The following is a 20,467-nucleotide window of genomic DNA, read 5'->3' as shown; positions in this document are numbered from 1 at the left end:
AAGTGCTGTATCTGAGACGTAATAGACATTAGCCAGCACTGAATTTATTATGATTTTCTAGGTGCGAAAGTTGAGTACTTAACTAAACTATTTAAAAAAGCACTTTGCTTCCATATTTTCAACTGCTGTTTGGATTAAATACCAGCAAGCTGCACCAGCGGCAAGCGCTACCGAAATACATGCTATATAACTGAAAAAAATACAAGCCCATTTAAATGCTGCCTTATTAATACCTGACGCGCTAAGGTGTACGGCATGCTGGTCATTATATACCTTTTCACTAACAAGATTCCCCTGTTGATCAACTTCTGGAACTCTTCAGGATTTTGGGAATTTGCCAAGCGTTTTGATTAATATTTGAAGGGGCTGTTTGCAGATAGCTTTTTTTAAAAGTTTTCCTCAAAGTAAAGAGTTATCTGTAGTGTGGATTTCTTGAAGTGCTCTCACTAAATTTTTAAAACGTTATCTAAACGTTTTAAAGTTATCTTTTTAAAGATACTGTTTTCTAATTTTATCTCGCAAAAAAACTGGCTGCAATCGGGAAATCATGCTGCCTGCCGCCGATTTTGCAAATATACGGGATATCCCTAATACTCTTACCGTCAATATTCGACATCGTTCGCAGAAAAACGAGCAGAATAACAAGCGTTAGCCGGGCTGTCAGGCAAACCCGGCTTAAGGCTACTTCATTCTTTTTGGCCGTCTATCCGGTAGTTTTTTGATAAACTGGTTCGCCACTTCCGAAGCCACCAGCCCGATCGCAATTGCAATAGATAGAAGCAGCACTTTAGCGGCAAGCGATACGGCGCCGTTATAATCGTTTTGGACAAAGTGCCGCATGGCGTCATACGCAAGGCCGCCTGGCACAAGCGGAATAATCCCGCCGACCGTAAAAATCAAGATCGGCGTCTTATAAAAACGGGCAAACACCTGGCTGATCACCCCGACGAAAAAAGCTGCAATAAACGTGCCATACACGACGTTCTGCTCATACATGTAAAATAGAAAATAAATACCCCACCCGATCATGCCGGTAATCCCGCACTGGATCAACAATTTTCTCGGTGCATTGAAAAGAATGCCAAATCCCGCCGAAGCAAAAAAGCTGGTTAATAGCTGTTGGAACAACTTCCGTCACCCTTTTAAAAAACTGTAATCTTTGATGTGTAAAAAACGCAGGGGCCTTAAAAAGCAGGCGGCCTTTTAAAAAATCGTGAGTATAATCGCGATCCCGGAACCGATGGCAAATGAGGTTAAAAAAGCTTCTGCGCCTTTTGTGACACCGGAAAAAAGATGTCCCGCCATCAGATCGCGCAGTGCGTTGGTAATCGCCAGCCCCGGAACAAGCGGCATGACAGAACCGATAATGATTTTATCCAGTTCCCGGCCGATGCCTGCATGGACAAGGATGTAAGCTGTAATCCCGATCACAAGCGAAGCGACAAATTCAGCAAAGAAACGCACCTTTACGAACCGGTGAATGTAATGCGTGCTGAGGAAGCCAAGGCCGCCTGCAATACATGCGGGCAGAAAGTCAATCCAGCCGCCTAAAAAAATGATGACAAAACAGCCACTTGAAATCGCCGCAGCCACAAATTGTAGCCAGAGAGGGTAAGCTTCCTCTTCCGTTTCAATTTTTTTCAACTGTCCATACGCTTCCTTAAGGGTAATGCCCCGGTTGCTGATTTGCCGCGAGATGCTGTTGACCTGGTCGACTTTTCTCAAATCCGTTGAACGTTCGGAGATGCGGATCAGCTTTGTCAGCTCCGCCCCGTCCAGTGAAAAAATAATGGCAGTCGGGGTGACAAAGCTGTGTGACCCACTGATCCCGGCAGCCGCAGCAATTCTCGACATCGTATCTTCCACACGGTACGTTTCCGCGCCGCTCATCAGCATGATTTTTCCGGCTAATAAGCAAACCCTCATGACCTGCTGGGCTTCATTCTGATACATGCTCATTTCTCCCTATCGATTCACCTGCAATTATTTAACCACAGTTTGCCGGTCAATAAAATAGCCGGGCCATTTTTCAGGGCCGGCTTCTTAAATCATTTCCTTTAACGCAGCGAATTTCGAGGTCACCCGCTTATGCTGAACAAACGAATTTTCAACGGTTTATATTATGTTAAGGAAGAGACTCATTTTTCACCGCGTTCTTAACGTAGACGCGTTCTAAGTTAAGGAAGGAAACCCATTTCCTCCGTTTCCTTAACGTAGACGCGTTCTAGGTTAAGGAAGGGAACCCATTTCCTTCGCTTTCTTAACGTAGAAGCACTCTAGGTTAAGGAAGAGGACCCCATTTCCTTCGCTTCCTTAACGTAGGCGCACTCTAGGTTAAGGAAGACCCTCATTTTCCTTCGCTTCCTTAATGTAGACGCGCTCTAGGTCAAGAAAGTGACCCCATTTCCTCCGCTTTCTTAACGTAGACGCACTCTAAGTTAAGGAAGAATTTCCATTTCCTCCGCTTTCTTAATGTAAAGTCCATGACGCTTAAACTTGCGGCATGGACGTTTCATTGCGCTGAAAATAAATGGGCGTGATGCCCTTGTATTTGATATAAAAATTCCATTTCCGATGAAAAGCTGGCTAAATGCGCCATCTTTACGATCATCATTATTTTATTTCGACCGTCCAATGAAGCGGGTCTTCCGTTTTTCCGAGCTGGATGCCGGTTAGAGCATCATAAAGCCGGTTTGCAATCGAATCCGGCGCTTCAGCATGTGGAAGCTGCATCGCAACATCCTTCCAGCCGAGTTCGCCAACAGGAGAAATTACAGCTGCCGTTCCTGTGCCGAACACTTCTTCCAGCTGTCCATTTTTATAAGCATTATAAATTTCGTCTATGGAAATTTTCGTTTCCTTTACAGGGACGTTCCAGTATTTCAGCAACTCGATAACGGAGTCTCTTGTGACACCACCGAGAATACTGCCGTTCAGTTTCGGGGTGACGACTTCTCCGTTGATTTTAAAGAAGATGTTCATGCTGCCGACTTCTTCAATATATTTTCTTTCAACACCGTCCAGCCAAAGCACCTGGTCGTAGCCCAACTCCTCTGCTTTTTCCTGTGCTTTCAAGCTTGCTGCATAATTGCCGCCTGTTTTTGTAAATCCGACGCCCCCTGGGACAGCTCGGACATATTCATCTTCCACATAAATGCGGACAGGTTTCAGCTGGTCGCCGTAATACGAACCAACAGGAGAAAGGATGATCATAAATTTATATTCATGTGCCGGATGTACGCCAAGGCTAGGCTCTGTCGCAATAATGAACGGGCGAATGTAAAGCGATGTCCCTTCCCCGTCCGGAATCCAGTCTTTTTCAAGTTCAACAAGCTGCTTAATGGCATCAAGCACAATGGTCTCGTCTATTTGCGGGATGCTTAATCTCGCGCAAGACACATTCATCCGGGCAACATTTTTTTCAGGCCTGAACAACAGAACCCTGCCGTCCTTTGCGCGATAGGCTTTTAATCCTTCGAATACAGACTGGCTGTAATGGAATACCATTGCCGCCGGTTCCAATACAAGCGGTGCATACGGTGTTATTCTTGGTTGGTGCCAGCCTTCTTCCTCATTATAGTCCATGACAAACATATAGTCCGTAAAATGTTTGCCAAACCCCAATGATTCAACAGCCGGTTTTTCTTTTTTCACATCTGCTTTAACGAATTCGATAACCTGATTCAAACCGATAGCATCCCTTTCCAATACGTGAAATTATTATTTTCAATCTATTATAACAACTTTATGAAGAAAAGACCAGAGGCTTTATAAAATTTTTAAAATTTTTTGAGTGAAGCACTTTCCGAATCAATAGCAGATGCAACCTTAGCCCCCTTGTAAAATAGACTGCAGCAAAGAGCTGTATACATTAAAAGCGGAGAGACCACGGAAAATCGTGTCTCGCCGCTTTTTTCTAATATTCTTCCTTGCGCTGAGCAAATTTGCCAGATTATACAAGAATGCATGTAGAAAAAGGGCTCCATTACTAGCTGGTGCATGCAAAGTTTTCCCTTTAAAATGGCATCAAGCTTTCCTTGCCGATACCTCCAAATCCGGCATGGCAGGCGTTCTCAGCAGGTCGTACCAGTTCTTTAAAGCGGAGATCATAATGACGATCCCGAGAATGAGCATAATGATCGACAAAATGCCGTTCAGTACATTGTATCCCGCTGCGGCATGGTTCAAGTAAACATTTTTTACCATCCAATAACCGGCATAGTTCACCGTAACATACAAATACGCAAGCGGAATCAGGCAAGTGAACATATACCGCTTTTTATCGGCAATTTTCAAAATGACAGTTGCCCCGACAATCAGCCCAATCGAGGCCATCAGCTGGTTCGATACGCCAAACAACGCCCAGACGGAACCGATATCGCCGGAGTAGAGCAAATAGCCCCACATAAAGCAAGCCGCAGCACTTGTGAGAATCGATCCTGGCAGCCAGTCGGTCTTTTTGAGTGGTTTATACAATTCTCCTAAAAAGTCCTGCAGCAGGTAGCGTGCCACCCGTGTCCCCGAATCGATCGCCGTCAAAATAAACACGGCCTCAAACAAGATAACAAATTGATAGAAATAGGGTGCAAGATTGCTAAACCAGTGGATTTTTGTAAAAATATACGTCATGCCGACTGCAAGCGTTACTGCTCCCCCAGTTCTGCCGGCCAGGTCCATTCCGATTTCACTGCTTAAATGCGGAAGGTTGACAACATGCATGCCGAGCGTCTTAAAGACTTCCGGCGTGGAGTTGATGGCAAAATAGTCGGCAGGCTGCAGGGCGGTCGCAGCGACAAGTGCCATCACGCCGACAAGCGATTCGACAAGCATGGCACCAAATGCAACCGGCTTGATATCCGTCCATTTATCGAGCATTTTCGGCGTTGTGCCGGAGCCGATAAAGGTATGGAAGCCGGAAATCGCACCGCAGGCAATCGTGATCGAAATAAACGGCCAAACCGGTCCTGTCATTGTCGGGCCGCCGCCGTGGATAAATTGCGATAACGCCGGCATATGAATCGGCGGATTAATGATAAATACACCAATAATGAGGGCAATAAACACGCCGATTTTCATAAAGCTGCTCAAATAATCACGCGGTGCCAACAGCAGCCATACCGGAAGCGCCGCGGCAAAAAATGCATAAGCTGGAAGAATAATGGCCAATGTTTTCGGATCAAACGTAAGCCATTCGCCAATCACAGTATGCCGGATCCACGGCCCGGCAAAAACGCCCGCTACGATTAGGAGGAAACCGATCGTTGTCGTCAACTTCAAATTGCCGGTTTTTTTGTAAAACAAGCCAACGCCCATTGCAACCGGAATGGTGATCCCCACGGAAAAGGTGCCCCATGGGTTATTTTGCAGGGCATTTACGACAACCATGGAAAGACCGGCCATTGTAATTACAATAATAAACAGCATGGCAAGGCCTGTACAGAACCCGGCAACCGGCCCCATTTCCTCTTTCGCCACTTCGGAAAGTGATTTCCCTTTCCGGCGCATGGAGGCAAAGAGCACGACAGCATCGTGTACGGCACCGCCGATAACAGCGCCGATCAAAAGCCATAAGAGGCCCGGCAAATAGCCGAACTGCGCTGCCAAAATCGGTCCGACAAGCGGGCCTGCAGCCGCAATCGCCGCAAAATGGTGGCCGAACGTCACCCATTTATTGGTCGGCACATAATCTTTCCCGTCGTTAAACTCATGTGCCGGCGTCGGCGTATCATTATTCAGCTTTAAAACCTTTACGGCCATAAACGTGCCATATAAACGATAAGCAATCATTAAGATACAGATGGAGCCGATTACAATTGTAATCGCATTCATTTGGTGAAAGCCTCCTTTTTGTCATTCTCATCGCTTATATTTTATAAGTTTTGCACGCTGTAAAAGCTGTTTTCCGGCAAAATGTAAATATCATAGGATAAGAGGGCGAATTCAGAGGATGAAATGCATTTTAAATGCGGATAAACTGTTTTAACACATGCTTGTAAGTCCGGCTGACCGGAATATTCGCCCCGTCCCGCATGATTAGATTATAAGTGGAATGGAACCATGGCCGGATCTCGACAATGCCATCGAGATTGACGAGATAAGCGCGGTGGACGCGGGCAATCGACGTAGATGGCAGTTTCTTTTCTACATTTACCAGTGATTCTGTTATGGTATATTTTTTATCATCTGTCGCAATGACTGTCCGCCCGTCAACCGACTCCGCGTACAACAGTTTTTCAACCGGGATGATGACAATGCGCTCATCTGTTGTGACCGCCAGTTTGCCGGGATTTTTCGGAACAGCAGGACGGTCCCCTTCCAACATTTTTTTCACCTTTGCGACTGTCTGCGCCACCCTTTTTTCTTCAAACGGTTTTAAAATATAGTCTGCAGCATTGAGTTCAAACGCTTTTACGGCATATTCATCATAAGCAGTCGCAAATACAACGGCCGGATGCTGCGGATGGCGGCTGATTTCCTTCACGAGATCTATGCCGTGCTCGTTTGTCAGCATCATATCGACAAACACAATATCCGCCTCTGTTTCTTTCAGCTTCGCAAGCGCTTCTTTTACGGATCCGGCTTCGCCCGCCAATTCCACCTGCCCCGTTTTTTTCAGCAAGTAAATCAATTCATCTCGGGCCGGGGCTTCATCATCCACTACAAATGCCTTCAGCATATTCTCCCCCCCCATATTTCCTCTAATGGTATCGAAATGGCCACTTTGGTTCCGCCGGTTTTTCTGTTTTCAATCCGGAATACAGCACTATGCCCGTAGATTTCCTCAATTCTTTTCCGGATGTTCCACAAGGCTGTCCCAGTCCCCTCGGCCGAGTCGACAGCCACATTGCCAAGCGACTGCACCTGTTCTTTAGAAATGCCTTTTCCGTTGTCCTCCGTTTCCATGATGAATTTTCCGTTTTTCACACGTGCGCGGACAACAATAAACGGATTTTTCGTAAATTGTTGTGTGAAAGCATGGTGGACGGCGTTTTCCACCAAGGGCTGCAGTGTAAATGGCGGCACCATCGCTGTGTGTAAAAGCGGATCAATATCAAAATGAACATGATACCACCCCGGAAACCGTGCCTGTTCAATGGCCAAATAAGCTTTCACATGTTCCAGTTCTTTTTCAAGGGGGATCAGCATTTTTCCCGCCCCCTGCAGGTTGCTGCGGAAAAAGGCCGCGAGCTGCACGAGCAGTTCCCTTGCTTTATCCGCATCTGTCCGGACAAGGCATGTAATCGTGTTAATCGCATTAAAGAAAAAATGTGGGTGAACCTGGGCCTGGAGCGCTTTAATCTCGGCATCTTTCAAAAGTTTTCTTTGCAGTTCCGCCTCCGCCAGTTCAAGCTGGTTGGAAAACAACTTGCTCAAACCTTCCGCCAGCTCCTGTTCGACTGCGCTTAATTGTGATGCTGATGTAAAGTAAAGCTTTAACGTGCCCGCAACTTGTTCGCGGACAAACAGCGGCAGCACGATCGCCGCCTGGAGCGGGCAGCCTTCGTGGTTGCACTGGATTTCCTTAGCCGTTCTCGCGACCATGATTTTCCCGTGCAAAAGCACCCTTTCCGTCAGCTTTGTCGACATGCTCTCAAGCGGAATATGATGGTCCGATGCTACCCCTGCATGCGCCAGCACTTTTTCCCGGTCCGTAATAGCGACGGCATCAGCTGCTGTATGCTTCAAAATTATTTCTGCCGCTTCTTTGCATGATTGCATGTTCAGCCCTTTCCGGAAATGGGCTAGCGTTTCCTGTGCAATCTGCAGCGCTTTATGGGTCTGCACCGCTCTTGTCCGTTCTTCTTCCAGTAAAATCGTCTGGATAATCAAGATAAAAATAAACGTACCAAAGCCGTTAATCGAAATCATCGGTACCGCGATCAGGCGGACGAGCGCCACTGCTTCTTCAAAAGGTTTTGCTACTGCCAGGATGATGCCCATCTGTAGCATTTCCATTAAAACCCCAGCAGCGACCGCTTCAAGCGCAGCATACTTCCCGCGCACGTTAAAGCGTCTGCCAATAAAGCCCATGATAATGCCGGCAATCATCGTCGACAGGCTGCAGGCAATATCCGTATAGCCGCCGAGTGACAGGCGGTGGATGCTGGCAAGCAGACCTGCGCCGATCCCAACAACCGGCCCGCCCAAAAGGCCTGCAATCCCGACGCCCATGATTCGGGTATTGGCAATCGCACTTTCAACCGATAAATGCCCCTGCCCGAAAGCATGCGAGACTTTCCCATGCTCAATAACGATGCCGGTATAGTTACTAATGATGCCAAAAATTCCGAAAACAATAATCAGCACCAATTTTTCTTTCCATCCGTATTCCTGATGGATAATTTGCCGGAATGTCTTCAGCCGCGAGAGTAAAAAAGCAGCAATGACAAGAATCCCGGCCCGCTCAAGCATTACCGGCAAAAGTGTTGCCATAAAGGATCCCCCTTTGTTTTCCACCCGTCCGTATTGAAAACCCTTTCTTTTATTATAAAAGACTTCACCGGTTTTAGGAAAGCAAAAAAGCAGTGTTTCAAAAAGCCCAGCCAATAGAAAAACGGCGGGATACCGTTCGAACTGTATCCCGCCGTTTTTTTCTGCTATGGGGCGGATAAACCGCCTGTCTCTATGCCCGCTGTTTTTTAGGGGGCTGCTATGAAACTATTTGCCATCATTGTGTTTGCTTATAATCTTTTAAATACGATACCGGTTTATTGACCGGGACGGCTGCACCTTTATAATGCTTTTTGATGAAGTCAGAGACTTCTTTTGAATGATAAATGTTTACAATTTCTTTCAACGTTTTGTCATCCTTGTCCTTTGTCCGAGCTGCGATAATATTGATATACGCTTTGTTGCCCGCATCTTCACGGAAGATGGAGTCATTCGTCGGGTTTAAGCCGGCATTAATGGCCATATCGCAATTGATCACAGCGAGTGCCGAATCATCCAGGCCACGCGGTGTTTGGGCGGCATCCACGGCAGTAATTTTCAAATGTTTCGGGTTTGAAGCGACATTTTCAAGCCCGCCTTTTCCTGTGAAACCTTTTTTCGTCGTAATCAAGCCGGCTTTTTGCAGCAAAAGCAAAGCCCTGCCGAGGTTTGTCGGATCTTTCGGAATCACAACTTGGTCGCCGTCTTTCACTTCACTGACCTTTTTATATTTTTTCGAGTAGATCCCCATCGGCCAAATATTGGTTGTGCCGATCGCCGATAGCTTCAAATTGCGTTGTTTGATAAAATCATCGAAATAAACAACCGTCTGGAATGCGTTAATATCAATTTCCCCGTCGTTTAGTGCGAGGTTCGGCTGTACATAGTCGTCAAAGCGGACAATCTTAATATTGATATTTTTCTTTTTCGCGAGTTTCTGGATTAAATTCCATGTCGGAACTTCAGAAGTGGTTGTCCCGACTTTGATTGTCTTTGTGCTTGTACTGCTCGAATTGTTTTTGGCCCCGCATCCTGCCAAAACCAGGATCAGTCCCAATAATAGAATCGCAAATTTTTTCATCGCTGCTAAGTCCCCCTGAATTGAATTTTTATAAAAAAGGTGTAACCCTTTTTTCCAATATTATTTTCTCCGGATTTTTTTGGAGAGAAAGTTGCCCAATGTCTGGACAAGCTGGGTGAAAATGATCAGCGTGATCACGGTAACGATCATGACGCCTGTCTGAAACTGGTTGTACCCGTACGTAATCGCCAAATCCCCGATCCCGCCGGCACCGACCGCACCTGCCATCGCGGAAGCCCCAATCAGCCCGATGGTGGCAATCGTCAAATTGAGTACCATGGATGCCTTTGCTTCCGGAAGCAAAAACCGCCAAATAATCTGCCAGTTCGTCGCACCCATTGACTGCGCAAGTTCGATTGTACCTTTGTCAACTTCAAGCAGTGAACTTTCAATGAGCCTCCCGATGTAAAAAGCAGTGTACAACACGAGCGGCACAATCGCTGCCGTTGTTCCGATCGCTGTCCCGACAACCCAGCGTGTAAACGGAATGATCGCGACAACGAGAATAATAAACGGGATCGACCGGAAAATATTGATAATCACATTTAAAATATTAAAAATCCATTTGTTTTCCCAAATGCCGTTTTCCCGGGTAATAACGAGAATGACGCCGACCGGAATGCCGATGATGATGGAAATGAGTAATGATACAGCCACCATGTACAGCGTCTGGCCCATTGCCGTGAAAAATTGCGGCCAAAACCATGACCAATCAAATGCCATTTTTCTCCACCTCCCGAATGATCGCTTCGTGATCGTTGATGTACTGAATGGCCCGCTTCATTTCTTCCGGGTCGCCTTTCAATTCGACAAGCAGGTTGCCAAAAGGGATTCCCTGAAGTTCGGTGATCATGCCATGAAGCACATTCAGGTCGATTGAAAAATGTTTTGCCGTATTGGATAAGAGCGGCATATTGGTGGAAGCGCCTTTAAACAGAATCCGGTAAATACCATGCGGATTGTCTTTGCTGCTTTCATCGATCAGTTTTTGCACCGATGGCGGAATCGAATCATTCAGCACAGTTTTCACAAAGCTTCTCGCAATTTGCGTTTTCGGTTCTGTGAAAAGGTCGATTACAGGGCCCTGCTCCACAATTTTTCCGCCGTCCAGCACCGCCACTTTATCACAAATATCACGAATGACATTCATTTCGTGGGTAATCATCAGGATCGTAATGCCCAGCTCGTCCCGGACTTTCCGCAAAAGGTCCAACACGGCTTCGGTCGTATTCGGGTCAAGGGCAGACGTTGCCTCGTCACAAAGCAAGATGTCCGGATCTGTCGCAAGGGCTCTTGCAATACCGACCCTTTGTTTCTGGCCGCCTGACAACTGGTCAGGGTAGTGATGCATTCTCTCTTCCAGCCCGACAAAAGACAATAATTCTGCCACTTTTGCCTTTATTTCTTCCTTCGGGCGATGTTCCAGCACAAGCGGCATGGCCACATTTTGAAAAATCGTCTTTGACTGAAGCAGATTGAACTGCTGGAAAATCATGCCGATTTTTTTTCGCTCTTGACGTAGCTTGGCAGGCGGCAGGCGCACAAGGTCGACCCCGTTAACGAGCACTTTCCCGGAAGTCGGCCGCTCGAGCAGATTGACGCACCGAATCAGTGTGCTTTTCCCGGCACCACTGTAACCAACCACCCCGAAGATTTCCCCTTTTTCAACACGCAGGTTGATGCCTTTTAACGCTTCAACCTTTTTGTCCTTCCCTTTTCCGTATACCTTATGAATATCTTCTAATACCAGCATGTTGAAAACTCCTTCTGTTCCTTTTGGCAAAAAAAAACCTTCTTTCATTCGAAAGAGGTTTGCCGGTCAAGTGACTTATCTCTCAGAATGAACCATTCTGCAGGAATTAGCACCTTTCAAAAAAGATTTGAAGGTTGCTGGACGTCATCGGGCCTGTCCCTCAGTCTCTCTGGATAAGTTATTCATTTGTTATATTTAAATATTAGTGGACGGCTCGGGATTTGTCAATTCATTATTTTACATTTTTTTGTTTTTCAATCGTCAGACAACTTGAAACAATGCCCGGTTTCCGCGCCACTCCACCTGAATTTCATGCTCAAAAAAGCGGGAAAGCACTTGTTTCTCAATCATCTCGGAAGTCCGGCCCTGCCGGAAAACTTCCCCGTTCCTGATCAGCAATGTTTTTTGGAAAGCGGGAGAAATTTCTTCCGGATGGTGCGTGACATATACAAGCGTCGGTCCGTTCTTATCTTTCGCCAGCTCTTCCACACTTTCTAGCAAAATTTCCCGGGCAAACAAATCCAGCCCGTTGCAAGGCTCGTCCAAAATTAAGATGCGCGGTTCCGCCATTAACGCGCGCGCAATTAAAAGCTTCTGCCGCTCTCCTTGCGAACAATGTTCATAAGCACGGCTAAAAAGGGAAGCACAATGTAATTGTTCCATCAAGCGCAGGGCTTTTTCTTCGTCTTGTGCATCCACCGCTTCATACAGCCCGATGGATGCATATTTGCCGCTGATAACCACATCGCTTGCAAGCTGGGTGCGCGGTATTCTCTCCTGGATGGAGGAGCTGACCCAGCCGATTGATTTCCGCAGTTCCGGCAGGCTTGTTTTTCCGAACGTTTTTCCGAGCACCTTGATGCTCCCCTTTGTTGGCCAAATATACCCATTGATCATATTAAGCAAAGTGGTTTTGCCGGAACCGTTTAAGCCGAGGATAGCCCAGTGCTCCCCTTTTTTGACCGTCCAGTGAATGTCCGAGAGCAGTTTTTTGCCGTCGCGCACAAGGCTCACATCGGCAACTTCGATTACATTTTCCATCTGTGCCATCCCCTTACATTTCGTACAAGTTTTAAACACAGGGGTTCACCCTGCGCTCTTTATTTATTCATGCTGGCGAGAAAATCGCCGAGCAGGTCTTCCGCATCTTCTTCTTTTTCCGGCGCTCCCGTTTCGGGCGGTGCCGGTTCGACGGCGGCAGTTCTCCAGTCGAATGCATCAAGATCATCCGATCCAGGCGGCTCACCACCGGATCGAACCGGTTTCGCGTCCGCTTCTTCGCTGGTTTGCGGCAATTCGTCTTCCTGTAAAAAAAGCGTCTCATCCATAGATACAGGTTGTTTCGACAGGGCCGCAAAGAGCGAAGTCGCCCGGAGTGGATCCTGAATCAGTTCGTAAACAATGCTGCCGAGCATCGCTTCCGAATGTTCATGCTTCAGCCAGTCATGTTGCACTTTTGTCAGTTTGCGCGGCAGCGGGATTGTAATGGTTTCTTTGTCCTTTACGAGCGACTGGTTGATGCCCTGTAAGACATATCCGGCTATTTTGGCGGAGAAGTTCCGTTTCTCTTTTTCTTTTAACTTTGACAGTTCTTTTAAAATATGATCGGGCGTATCCTGGGGGATCCGGAACGCAATCGTCTGGCCCCGCTTCATCCCGCTTTGTTTTTCCATATTTTTTCACCTTATTTGGATTCGACCGGTTTCTTTCCTTTGTCTTCCGGTTTATTGTTTTTCCTCACATAATCCGAAATTAATTTGTAGTAAGCATTGGCCATCATCCAGATGCTCTCTTTTTCATCTTCAAAGAAATCAATATTGTAGCCGTCAAGGCTGTTGTTCAGCGTTTTTAAGTAATCTTTCAGGACAACAGAACCGCCGCCGACAAAATAGCAAATCTCTGTTTGTGAGTTTTTCTGCCACACGTTCCGGAGCAGGCGGTATTGTTTCTTTGCAAGGTCAAACAAGATACGGTCTGTAATGTCGTGCACGCTTGTCCGGCTGCCTTTTACCATAATATGGTTGCGGTCATGCTTTTTCGTGATAATATCGACCACATCACGGCGGCTGTCCAATTCGACCCCGTATTTGACGCGGATTTCTTCACGGATCTGTTCAAGCGCTTCTGATACGCCGAGATTAAATCCCTGCGCCCGGTCATCATCGACTGTCCTGTTTTTGATCACGGCGATATCCGTTGAGAGGCCGCCGATATCCTGGATTAAAATGCGTTTGTCAATCAATTCGCGGTTAATAATGTTTAAATCGTTATCCATGACAAGATTGATAAAAGCGGCAAAGCCTTCCGGATACACTTTGATTTCGTCAAATTTCAGATTGACTTTCAACCCCTGATATTTCGGTGTGACAAGAAATTCCACCTGGTGGACGGATCCAAGCAGCTGCGAGCGGTAGCCCGCATCTTTTCCCTCTTTTACTTCGCGGAGCGGCAGGCCTGTCCCAAGCGTGTAATTGGCATCAATGACATTCTGGTTGCGGGTAAAAACTTTGGCGTTTTCCTCCCTTACTGCGTCAAGCGCAAGGCTTGTAAAAAGCAGGACGAGGGTCTGATCCTCTTCCGACTTGCTGCTTCCCGGGTCAAGTTCGGTTGCATTATCGCTTTTGGTTGCGAGATCCCCGACACGGTAAATCACGTTATTTTCCTTTAAAGCAGGGGAGTGGACTTTTACATGGATGCCTTCAAGCGGATCTTTGCTGTCCAGTTCCTCAATGCCAATTACCGGCCGGTCTTCAATATCCCGTGCAATGACGTTCGGGATATTGAGTTCATACTCCATTTTTCCAAAAATGCCTTTTAAAGAATCGTTGCCTACATCGACTGCGGCAATCCGGGTCTTCCCCATTCACTTTTCCTCCCTGTATCGCTTTCTTTGGCTTACTCTAAGAATATCTGAGTCTATAAAAATAATCAATACTCTGAACTTTTTTAACGAAAATGTAAACTTGTTTGCGGCTTGTAAACTTTTGAAAAGTGTTGTTATAAAGCCATGCTTACATGTTTGCAAACATGTTTGCGTTTTTGTTTACAAATGTTTGCGTTTGTGTAAACATGCAAACAGCTTTGAAAACATGTAAACAAATACGCAAACACAGCCAATATCCCTCATCCATAAAAAATTCACGGGTTTTTTTAAGATTCCAATTGACAGCACGACAATAAAGACTACAATGTTTCATAGTATTGAAGAATGAACATCCGCCAGACCCGGCAATATAACCGGTTTAAAAGGCTGGGGTATCAGATAAAGGGGGAAAAGTGTTGACAGCACAACAGCAATATTACAAAGACCAGACCCTGTTTCAAATTTCTTGGCCGCTCTTTATTGAGCTTTCTTTGCATATGGGAATCGGGATCATCGCAACCCTTATGCTCGGCCACTACGCCGATGATGCGGCTGCCGGGGTGGGCGTGGCCAACCAGCTGTTGAATATGTTTATACTCATTTTTAATGTCACATCCGTCGGCGCGATTATCCTGATCGGGCAAAATCTTGGCGCAGGGAAAATGAAAGAGGCGCGCCAGGTCGCCCATTCCGCTTTCGGTCTCAATTGTTGGTTCGGCCTTGCCGTCGGGCTTTTTGTTTTTCTGTTCGGGCAACTGCTTCTCGGGTTTTTCGACATTCACGGCAAGGTTTATCAATACGCGCTGACATTTGTCAAAATTTGCGGGGCTTCCCTTTTTCTCGAGTCCATCTCCCTCGCTTTAAGCGCAGTACTGAGGAGCCACGGTTTTACAAAAGAATCGATGCTTGTCACCGTTTTAATGGATTTAATTAGCATCTTTGGGAACATTTTGGCCATTACGGGGATTTTCGGGCTCCCGGTTACCGGCGTCATCGGGGTATCGTGGGCCATTGTTGTTGCACGCGTTTTTGCGGTATCGGCGCTTCTTTTCCTTGTCTACCGCAGGCTTGCAATGAAAATGGGCATTCGCGATATCATCACCATAAAGAAAGAAGATATCCGTGCATTGCTTGAAATCGGCATTCCCTCAGCCGGCGAAAATTTTTCCTACCAGTTTTCCCAACTGGTGATTACCGGGTTTATTGCCTTACTCGGGGAAGCATCCCTGGCTGCACGCGTTTATTTAAATAATATTTCGATGATCTGTTATTTGTTCACCCTCGCCATTGCATCCGGCACCCAGCTGCTTATCGCCCGGTATGTCGGTGCAAAAACGTATGAACGTGCTCTGAAACGCGGGATGAAAACTTTAAAGATTGCCATGATGGCTTCTTTCTTTACTTCACTGGTGATTGCGCTCATCGGCTCACCTGTTTTGCACATATTTACGAAAAGCGAAGACATTCTCGCCGTCAGCATCCCGATTCTTTGGGCCATTGTTTTTACAGAACCAGGGAGAGCGATGAATATCGTGCTGATGAGTTCGCTGAAATCAGCAGGCGATGTCCGCTTCCCGGTCATGATTGGCATTTTTTCCATGTGGGTATTTGCAGCCAGCTTAAGCTATGTCCTTGGAGTGCATTTCGGGCTTGGGCTGCTCGGTATTTGGATTGCCCAGGGCATTGATGAATGGTTCCGAGGCATCTTTGCCACTCGGCGCTGGCTTTCAAAGCCTTGGGAAAGACTGTCGCTTCTCAGAGCCTGACCATTTTTATGGCAGGCTTTTTTCTGTGGAAACGCCAGAGGGTGCAATGTTTTCTCACCTATAAGGGCACAAGCAAGCAGCCATGATTGTACGATGAAAAAGGCCCATACCCGGAACCCAAAAGGATTGTTAGCGGAAAAAGAAACCTGTATCATGGAAGTAGTTGAAACTACAGCCAAAAGGTGGAAAAGCCATGAATATCCTTGTTACATTAAATGAAAATTACCTTCCTCCCCTAAAAGTGTTAATAAACTCTCTTGTCCAAAACAATCCTGAAGAAGCGTTTTCGATCTACCTGCTGCATTCCACCATTTCTGAAGAAAAGCTTTCCGAGTTACATCACTATGTTGAAGAGAAAGGACACCATTTTTTCCCGATCCGGATTCCGCCGGATCTGTTTAAAGATGCGCCTGTCCTCAGGCATTACACTTCAGAAATGTACTACCGGCTTACTGCCCACTTGTTTTTGCCGGCGCATCTTGACAGAATTCTTTACCTCGATCCTGACATTGTCTGTATCAACCCTGCCGCCGCATTTTATTATACAGATTTTGAAGGGCATTTTTTTATTGCATGCGAACATGAACACTCGGCAAAAAAGGCCCGCCTGATCAATAAAATGCGCCTGCGGACACCGAATGCAAAAGGATATTTTAACACCGGCGTTCTTCTCATGAATTTGGAACTGATCCGGCAGCATGTTAAAGTGGAGGAGATCTTTCAATTCATTGAAGAAAATAAACTGAAACTGCTCCTACCCGATCAGGACGTATTCAATGCCTTGTTCTGGAACAAAATAAAACCTGCCGAAAGCTACCGGTATAACTATGATGCCCGGTTTTTTGAACGTGCCGCGCTAATCAAAAAACAAGATTTAGAGTCGATCAAAAAACACACCGTATTTATCCATTATTGCGGAAAAGACAAACCGTGGCACCCGAATTATAAATACGCGCTCGGCACTTTTTACCAAAAATATTGCGAATAAATACAAGCTTTTGGGCTGGGTTTGGTAAAATATAGACATACTAAAAATGAGGAGTGAAGATGATGAAAGAATCGTTAATGAAAAGATTTACTACATACGTGAAAGTGGACACCCAGTCTAACGAAGACAGTGAAACCTGTCCTTCTACTGACGGGCAATGGACACTCCTCCGCATGCTTCGCGATGAGCTGGAATCAATCGGCATGGAAGAAGTCCATCTGGATGAAAACGGCTATCTTTTTGCCACTTTGCCAAGCAATACCGATAAAGAAGTCCCGGTAATTGGATTTTTGGCACATGTCGACACGGCGACAGATTTTACAGGGAAAAACGTCAATCCGCAGATTGTCGAAAACTATGACGGGAAAGCCATCGTTTTGAACAAAGAACAAGGGGTTGTCCTGTCTCCGGATGAATACCCGAACTTAAAAAATTATATCGGCCAAACTTTGATTACAACGGACGGCACGACCCTGCTCGGCGCCGATGACAAAGCCGGCGTGGCGGAGATTGTGACGGCCATGGACTATTTGCTTAAGCACCCTGAAATCAAACACGGCAAAATCAGAGTCGCTTTTACCCCGGATGAAGAGATCGGCAGAGGGCCGCATAAATTTGATGTGAAAGCGTTCGGTGCCGATTTTGCCTATACGATGGATGGCGGCCCGCTCGGTGAACTCGAATACGAAACGTTTAACGCCGCTTCCGCCAAAATTACGGTACGCGGCAATAATATCCACCCGGGGAGTGCAAAGGGGAAAATGGTCCATTCGGCAAAAATTGCGATGGAACTGCACAGCCTCCTGCCCGAGGATGAGGTACCGGAACGGACGGAAGGTTATGAAGGATTTTATCATCTCCTGTCCATCCACGGAGATGTCGAGCAAACAAAACTGTATTACATTATCCGCGACCACGACCGCGAAAAATTTGAGGCAAAAAAGACAAACCTCCAGTCGATTGTCAACCGCTTAAAAGAAAAATACGGTGAAGAAAATATTACGCTGGAGTTGGCCGACCAATATTACAACATGAAAGAAAAAATTGAACCGGTGAAAGAAATTGTCGATATTGCGCATGATGCCATGAAGAGCCTTGGCATTGAACCGGTTATCTCTCCTGTCCGCGGCGGCACGGACGGATCACAGCTGTCTTACATGGGGCTACCGACACCAAACATTTTTGCCGGCGGGGAAAACATGCACGGCAAATACGAATACGTTTCAGTGGAAACAATGGAAAAAGCCGTCCAGGTCATTGTCGAAATTGCAAAACGTTTTGAAGCAAGAACGTAAACAAAACAGCGGCCGATATTTCGACTGCTAGGGCTTTTAAAAAAGCCAAAAACGAATAAAACCGTTGGAATAGGTGAATTTCCAACGGTTTTTTTGTATTTAGGGCTTGCTGAATAAGCGAAATTCCTAGATTTGGAAAGGATGCTGACAGCTTTGGCGATCATTTAAATGCAAGGGGTTTACAACAAATCCAGGGAAATGCCTGCACGCGAAAGCCGATTCAACGTCCGGAGAAGATCAAATCACCCCTTTTCGCAAATGGATTCTTCTATATTTTGAGACAGAGGTTGCAGATAAATTGGGCACAAACTCAGCGTCGGATTCGTTCAGCAAGCCCTATTTATATTTTTCCACCAAAACCAAACAGGCATTTGCAGAGATTTTAAAATCATTTCAGAGAGGGCTAGTTTGAACACCCCGCTGCACCAGAATAAAAAGGCAGGCCTCTTTCATGCCGTTGGACAAGATAAAAAGGTGTCCTTTCGCCAGCTACTGCCGGCTTTAGGACACCGCATTTTGATTATGATTCCGTTATCGGTTTTACCTGCTGGGCTGTATTTTCCGGAAGGCTGTCGCGCGGGATGGTTTTCCGGATAAAGAAAGCAAGAATAAAGGCAATCACAGCCAGGTAGGTGGCAACCATAAAGGCATCATTGATCCCCATCACCGTTCCCTGCCTTGCAGCAAGCGCCGCATGAATTTTATCCGCAGGGGAAATTTGACTGGAGACCATAATATCCTTCGTATGCGCAATCCCTTTATTCGTCATGACCGAGACAAAAAAGGCCGTCCCGACAGCGCCTGCTACCATCCTGAAGGTGTTCACCATCGCAGTGCCGTATTTATTCATCGCAAGCGGCAGGTCATTCAACCCGGCCGTAAAGATTGGCATCATCAAAATAGAAATCCCGAAACTACGGATCGTATAAATAGTGACGACATAAGTAAAAGAGGTATCCAATTTCAGACGGGTCAATGCAACAGTAGTCACAATGGTAATGGCAAGCCCGATTAAAGCAAGCCATTTTGCACCATAGCGGTCAAACAGCCGACCTGTAATCGGCGACATAATTCCCATGATGACCCCGCCCGGCAAAAGCATCAGCCCGGACATAAGCGGCGAGAAACCGCGCACGTTTTGCATATAAATCGGCATTAAAATCATACCCGAAAACAATGCCATCGTCACAATAATATTAATCACCATCGTTAACGTAAACACCGGATAACGAAAAATGCGGAATTCCAAAATAGGATGGTCTATGACCCACTGGCGCCAGACAAACAAGCCGAAAGCAATCACCCCGACTGCCAGCGTCGTCATTACTTCCACACTGTCCCAGCCTTTCGTGCCGCCGGTTGAAAATCCGTATAAAATACCGCCGAAACCGAGCGAAGACAAAATAACACCGATTTTATCAAGTTTCGGCCGGCTCGTTTCCGTCACATTTTTTACAAAAACAAAAGCGAAGATCAAGTCAATGATTGCGATCGGCAAAATAATGAAAAACAGTGTCCGCCACGAGTGGTTTTCCACAATCCACCCGGAAAGCGTCGGCCCGATTGCCGGTGCAAAGTTCATGGCGACACCGAAAATCCCCATTACAAAACCGCGCCGGTCAGGTGGAAATAGCACGAAAATGACGTTTGTCACCAGCGGAAAAATAATCCCCGCTCCGGCCGCCTGGACCACCCGGCCAATGAGCAGCACAGAAAACCCTGGTGCGACTGCACAAATCAGCGTCCCCACCGCAAACAGCCCAATGGAAAACAAAAACAGCTGTCTTGTTGTAAATCGGCTCATAAGGTACGCCGTGACCGGAATGACAATCCCGTTTGTGAGCATGTAAATCGTAGAAAGCCAGTTTGCCGTAGAAGCGGAAATATGTAAATGATTCATAATTTGCGGGAGGGCAACATTAATCAGCGTCTGGTTTAAAAACGCCACCAGTGCGCCAGCCATCATCACCGCAAAAAAAGGGACAATCCTGATAGAACTATTTTTTGTATTCATTGTTTCCATTCCAATCCCCCATTCATGATGTTAGTGTAAACGTTGTATACCGGAACTATGCCGGAAATGCAGATGGTTTTCTTTTGGCAGAAGTTTTGAAGAAAACTCCCGCCACTCAAGCGGGAGAAAGAAAGCGTTTCGATTATTTAGAGAGGGTAAACTTTCGGTACTCTAACTATTTTATTCATTTTAAGCCTGAAGTCAAGAGAAAAGTTTACTTAATTAGGGCAAAGTGCGATTGCGGAAAAAGCGCTGCCCATCAAAATTTTACCGGGTA

Annotated in this window: 16 protein-coding genes and 1 riboswitch; of the genes, 3 read left to right on the top strand and 13 right to left on the bottom strand. The window is 46.3% G+C overall.

Annotated elements, in window-relative coordinates; all coding sequences use genetic code 11:
- Positions 1 to 681 precede the first annotated feature (681 nt).
- The 12 genes from NFR98_RS09355 to NFR98_RS09300 all read right to left on the bottom strand — a co-directional run bounded on the left by NFR98_RS09355 (position 682) and on the right by NFR98_RS09300 (position 14,127).
- The gene (locus tag NFR98_RS09355) at positions 682 to 1,128 is read right to left on the bottom strand and encodes a threonine/serine exporter family protein (RefSeq protein ID WP_014096684.1); all 447 of its coding nucleotides are present in this window, start codon (positions 1,126 to 1,128) and stop codon (positions 682 to 684) included.
- A 75-nt stretch (positions 1,129 to 1,203) separates the two neighbouring features.
- A complete protein-coding gene (locus NFR98_RS09350) occupies positions 1,204 to 1,953 on the bottom strand; it encodes a threonine/serine exporter family protein (protein WP_014096683.1) in 750 nt (249 codons plus the stop codon).
- Positions 1,954 to 2,613: 660 nt separating this feature from the next.
- The gene (locus tag NFR98_RS09345) at positions 2,614 to 3,687 is read right to left on the bottom strand and encodes a branched-chain amino acid aminotransferase (protein WP_017552060.1); all 1,074 of its coding nucleotides are present in this window, start codon (positions 3,685 to 3,687) and stop codon (positions 2,614 to 2,616) included.
- Between the two features lie 339 nt (positions 3,688 to 4,026).
- Positions 4,027 to 5,829 (bottom strand): carbon starvation CstA family protein, encoded by a 1,803-nt coding sequence (locus NFR98_RS09340; protein WP_251460000.1) that lies wholly within the window; start codon positions 5,827 to 5,829, stop codon positions 4,027 to 4,029.
- Positions 5,830 to 5,959: 130 nt separating this feature from the next.
- Positions 5,960 to 6,676 carry a LytR/AlgR family response regulator transcription factor gene (locus NFR98_RS09335; RefSeq protein ID WP_251459998.1) on the bottom strand — a complete coding sequence of 239 codons (717 nt, stop codon included), beginning with the start codon at positions 6,674 to 6,676 and terminating at the stop codon, positions 5,960 to 5,962.
- The gene (locus NFR98_RS09330) at positions 6,670 to 8,433 is read right to left on the bottom strand and encodes a sensor histidine kinase (protein ID WP_251459996.1); all 1,764 of its coding nucleotides are present in this window, start codon (positions 8,431 to 8,433) and stop codon (positions 6,670 to 6,672) included. The genes NFR98_RS09335 and NFR98_RS09330 overlap by 7 nt, the downstream gene beginning before the upstream one ends.
- Positions 8,434 to 8,668: 235 nt before the next feature.
- On the bottom strand, positions 8,669 to 9,511 hold the full coding sequence (locus NFR98_RS09325; protein ID WP_071452179.1) for a MetQ/NlpA family ABC transporter substrate-binding protein: 843 nt from the start codon (positions 9,509 to 9,511) through the stop codon (positions 8,669 to 8,671).
- 60 nt (positions 9,512 to 9,571) lie between these two features.
- On the bottom strand, positions 9,572 to 10,234 hold the full coding sequence (locus NFR98_RS09320) for a methionine ABC transporter permease (RefSeq protein WP_071452180.1): 663 nt from the start codon (positions 10,232 to 10,234) through the stop codon (positions 9,572 to 9,574).
- The gene (locus tag NFR98_RS09315) at positions 10,224 to 11,264 is read right to left on the bottom strand and encodes a methionine ABC transporter ATP-binding protein (RefSeq protein WP_061565294.1); all 1,041 of its coding nucleotides are present in this window, start codon (positions 11,262 to 11,264) and stop codon (positions 10,224 to 10,226) included. The genes NFR98_RS09320 and NFR98_RS09315 overlap by 11 nt, the downstream gene beginning before the upstream one ends.
- A 72-nt stretch (positions 11,265 to 11,336) precedes the next feature.
- Positions 11,337 to 11,444: riboswitch (SAM riboswitch) on the bottom strand.
- Positions 11,445 to 11,525: 81 nt separating this feature from the next.
- The gene (locus NFR98_RS09310; protein ID WP_251459994.1) at positions 11,526 to 12,305 is read right to left on the bottom strand and encodes an ABC transporter ATP-binding protein; all 780 of its coding nucleotides are present in this window, start codon (positions 12,303 to 12,305) and stop codon (positions 11,526 to 11,528) included.
- 59 nt (positions 12,306 to 12,364) lie between these two features.
- On the bottom strand, positions 12,365 to 12,937 hold the full coding sequence (locus tag NFR98_RS09305; protein ID WP_061565296.1) for a hypothetical protein: 573 nt from the start codon (positions 12,935 to 12,937) through the stop codon (positions 12,365 to 12,367).
- Between the two features lie 11 nt (positions 12,938 to 12,948).
- On the bottom strand, positions 12,949 to 14,127 hold the full coding sequence (locus NFR98_RS09300) for a ParM/StbA family protein (RefSeq protein ID WP_014096673.1): 1,179 nt from the start codon (positions 14,125 to 14,127) through the stop codon (positions 12,949 to 12,951).
- Between the two features lie 416 nt (positions 14,128 to 14,543).
- Between NFR98_RS09300 and NFR98_RS09295 the strand changes: the two genes are divergently transcribed.
- The 3 genes from NFR98_RS09295 (at position 14,544) to pepT (ending at position 18,176) form a co-directional block, all read left to right on the top strand.
- Entirely contained in the window at positions 14,544 to 15,893 is a 1,350-nt protein-coding gene (locus NFR98_RS09295) for an MATE family efflux transporter (RefSeq protein WP_035183145.1), read from the top strand.
- A gap of 193 nt (positions 15,894 to 16,086) precedes the next feature.
- On the top strand, positions 16,087 to 16,881 hold the full coding sequence (locus tag NFR98_RS09290) for a glycosyltransferase family 8 protein (RefSeq protein WP_035183143.1): 795 nt from the start codon (positions 16,087 to 16,089) through the stop codon (positions 16,879 to 16,881).
- A 62-nt stretch (positions 16,882 to 16,943) separates the two neighbouring features.
- On the top strand, positions 16,944 to 18,176 hold the full coding sequence (gene pepT, locus NFR98_RS09285) for a peptidase T (RefSeq protein WP_251459992.1): 1,233 nt from the start codon (positions 16,944 to 16,946) through the stop codon (positions 18,174 to 18,176).
- Between the two features lie 520 nt (positions 18,177 to 18,696).
- Here the strand turns inward: pepT and NFR98_RS09280 are convergent.
- Positions 18,697 to 20,199, bottom strand: coding sequence for a DHA2 family efflux MFS transporter permease subunit (locus NFR98_RS09280; protein ID WP_014096667.1), 1,503 nt, complete (start codon positions 20,197 to 20,199; stop codon positions 18,697 to 18,699).
- Between the last annotated feature and the right edge of the window lie 268 nt (positions 20,200 to 20,467).

This window comes from Weizmannia agrestimuris (assembly GCF_943193165.1).
Taxonomy (GTDB): Bacteria; Bacillota; Bacilli; order Bacillales; family Bacillaceae_C; genus Weizmannia; species Weizmannia faecalis.
This window is presented reverse-complemented; position numbering and strand designations above follow the sequence as displayed.

What these genes read in the sequence shown, in the direction of transcription:
- NFR98_RS09320 (WP_071452180.1), bottom strand. Translation starts at nt 10,234, where the DNA reads ATGGCATTTGATTGGTCATGGTTTTGGCCGCAATTTTTCACGGCAATG.
- NFR98_RS09290 (WP_035183143.1), top strand. Translation starts at nt 16,087, where the DNA reads ATGAATATCCTTGTTACATTAAATGAAAATTACCTTCCTCCCCTAAAA.
- NFR98_RS09305 (WP_061565296.1), bottom strand. Translation starts at nt 12,937, where the DNA reads ATGGAAAAACAAAGCGGGATGAAGCGGGGCCAGACGATTGCGTTCCGG.
- NFR98_RS09315 (WP_061565294.1), bottom strand. Translation starts at nt 11,264, where the DNA reads ATGCTGGTATTAGAAGATATTCATAAGGTATACGGAAAAGGGAAGGAC.
- NFR98_RS09335 (WP_251459998.1), bottom strand. Translation starts at nt 6,676, where the DNA reads ATGCTGAAGGCATTTGTAGTGGATGATGAAGCCCCGGCCCGAGATGAA.
- NFR98_RS09340 (WP_251460000.1), bottom strand. Translation starts at nt 5,829, where the DNA reads ATGAATGCGATTACAATTGTAATCGGCTCCATCTGTATCTTAATGATT.
- NFR98_RS09330 (WP_251459996.1), bottom strand. Translation starts at nt 8,433, where the DNA reads ATGGCAACACTTTTGCCGGTAATGCTTGAGCGGGCCGGGATTCTTGTC.
- NFR98_RS09325 (WP_071452179.1), bottom strand. Translation starts at nt 9,511, where the DNA reads ATGAAAAAATTTGCGATTCTATTATTGGGACTGATCCTGGTTTTGGCA.
- NFR98_RS09300 (WP_014096673.1), bottom strand. Translation starts at nt 14,127, where the DNA reads ATGGGGAAGACCCGGATTGCCGCAGTCGATGTAGGCAACGATTCTTTA.
- NFR98_RS09310 (WP_251459994.1), bottom strand. Translation starts at nt 12,305, where the DNA reads ATGGAAAATGTAATCGAAGTTGCCGATGTGAGCCTTGTGCGCGACGGC.
- NFR98_RS09350 (WP_014096683.1), bottom strand. Translation starts at nt 1,953, where the DNA reads ATGTATCAGAATGAAGCCCAGCAGGTCATGAGGGTTTGCTTATTAGCC.
- pepT (WP_251459992.1), top strand. Translation starts at nt 16,944, where the DNA reads ATGAAAGAATCGTTAATGAAAAGATTTACTACATACGTGAAAGTGGAC.
- NFR98_RS09280 (WP_014096667.1), bottom strand. Translation starts at nt 20,199, where the DNA reads ATGGAAACAATGAATACAAAAAATAGTTCTATCAGGATTGTCCCTTTT.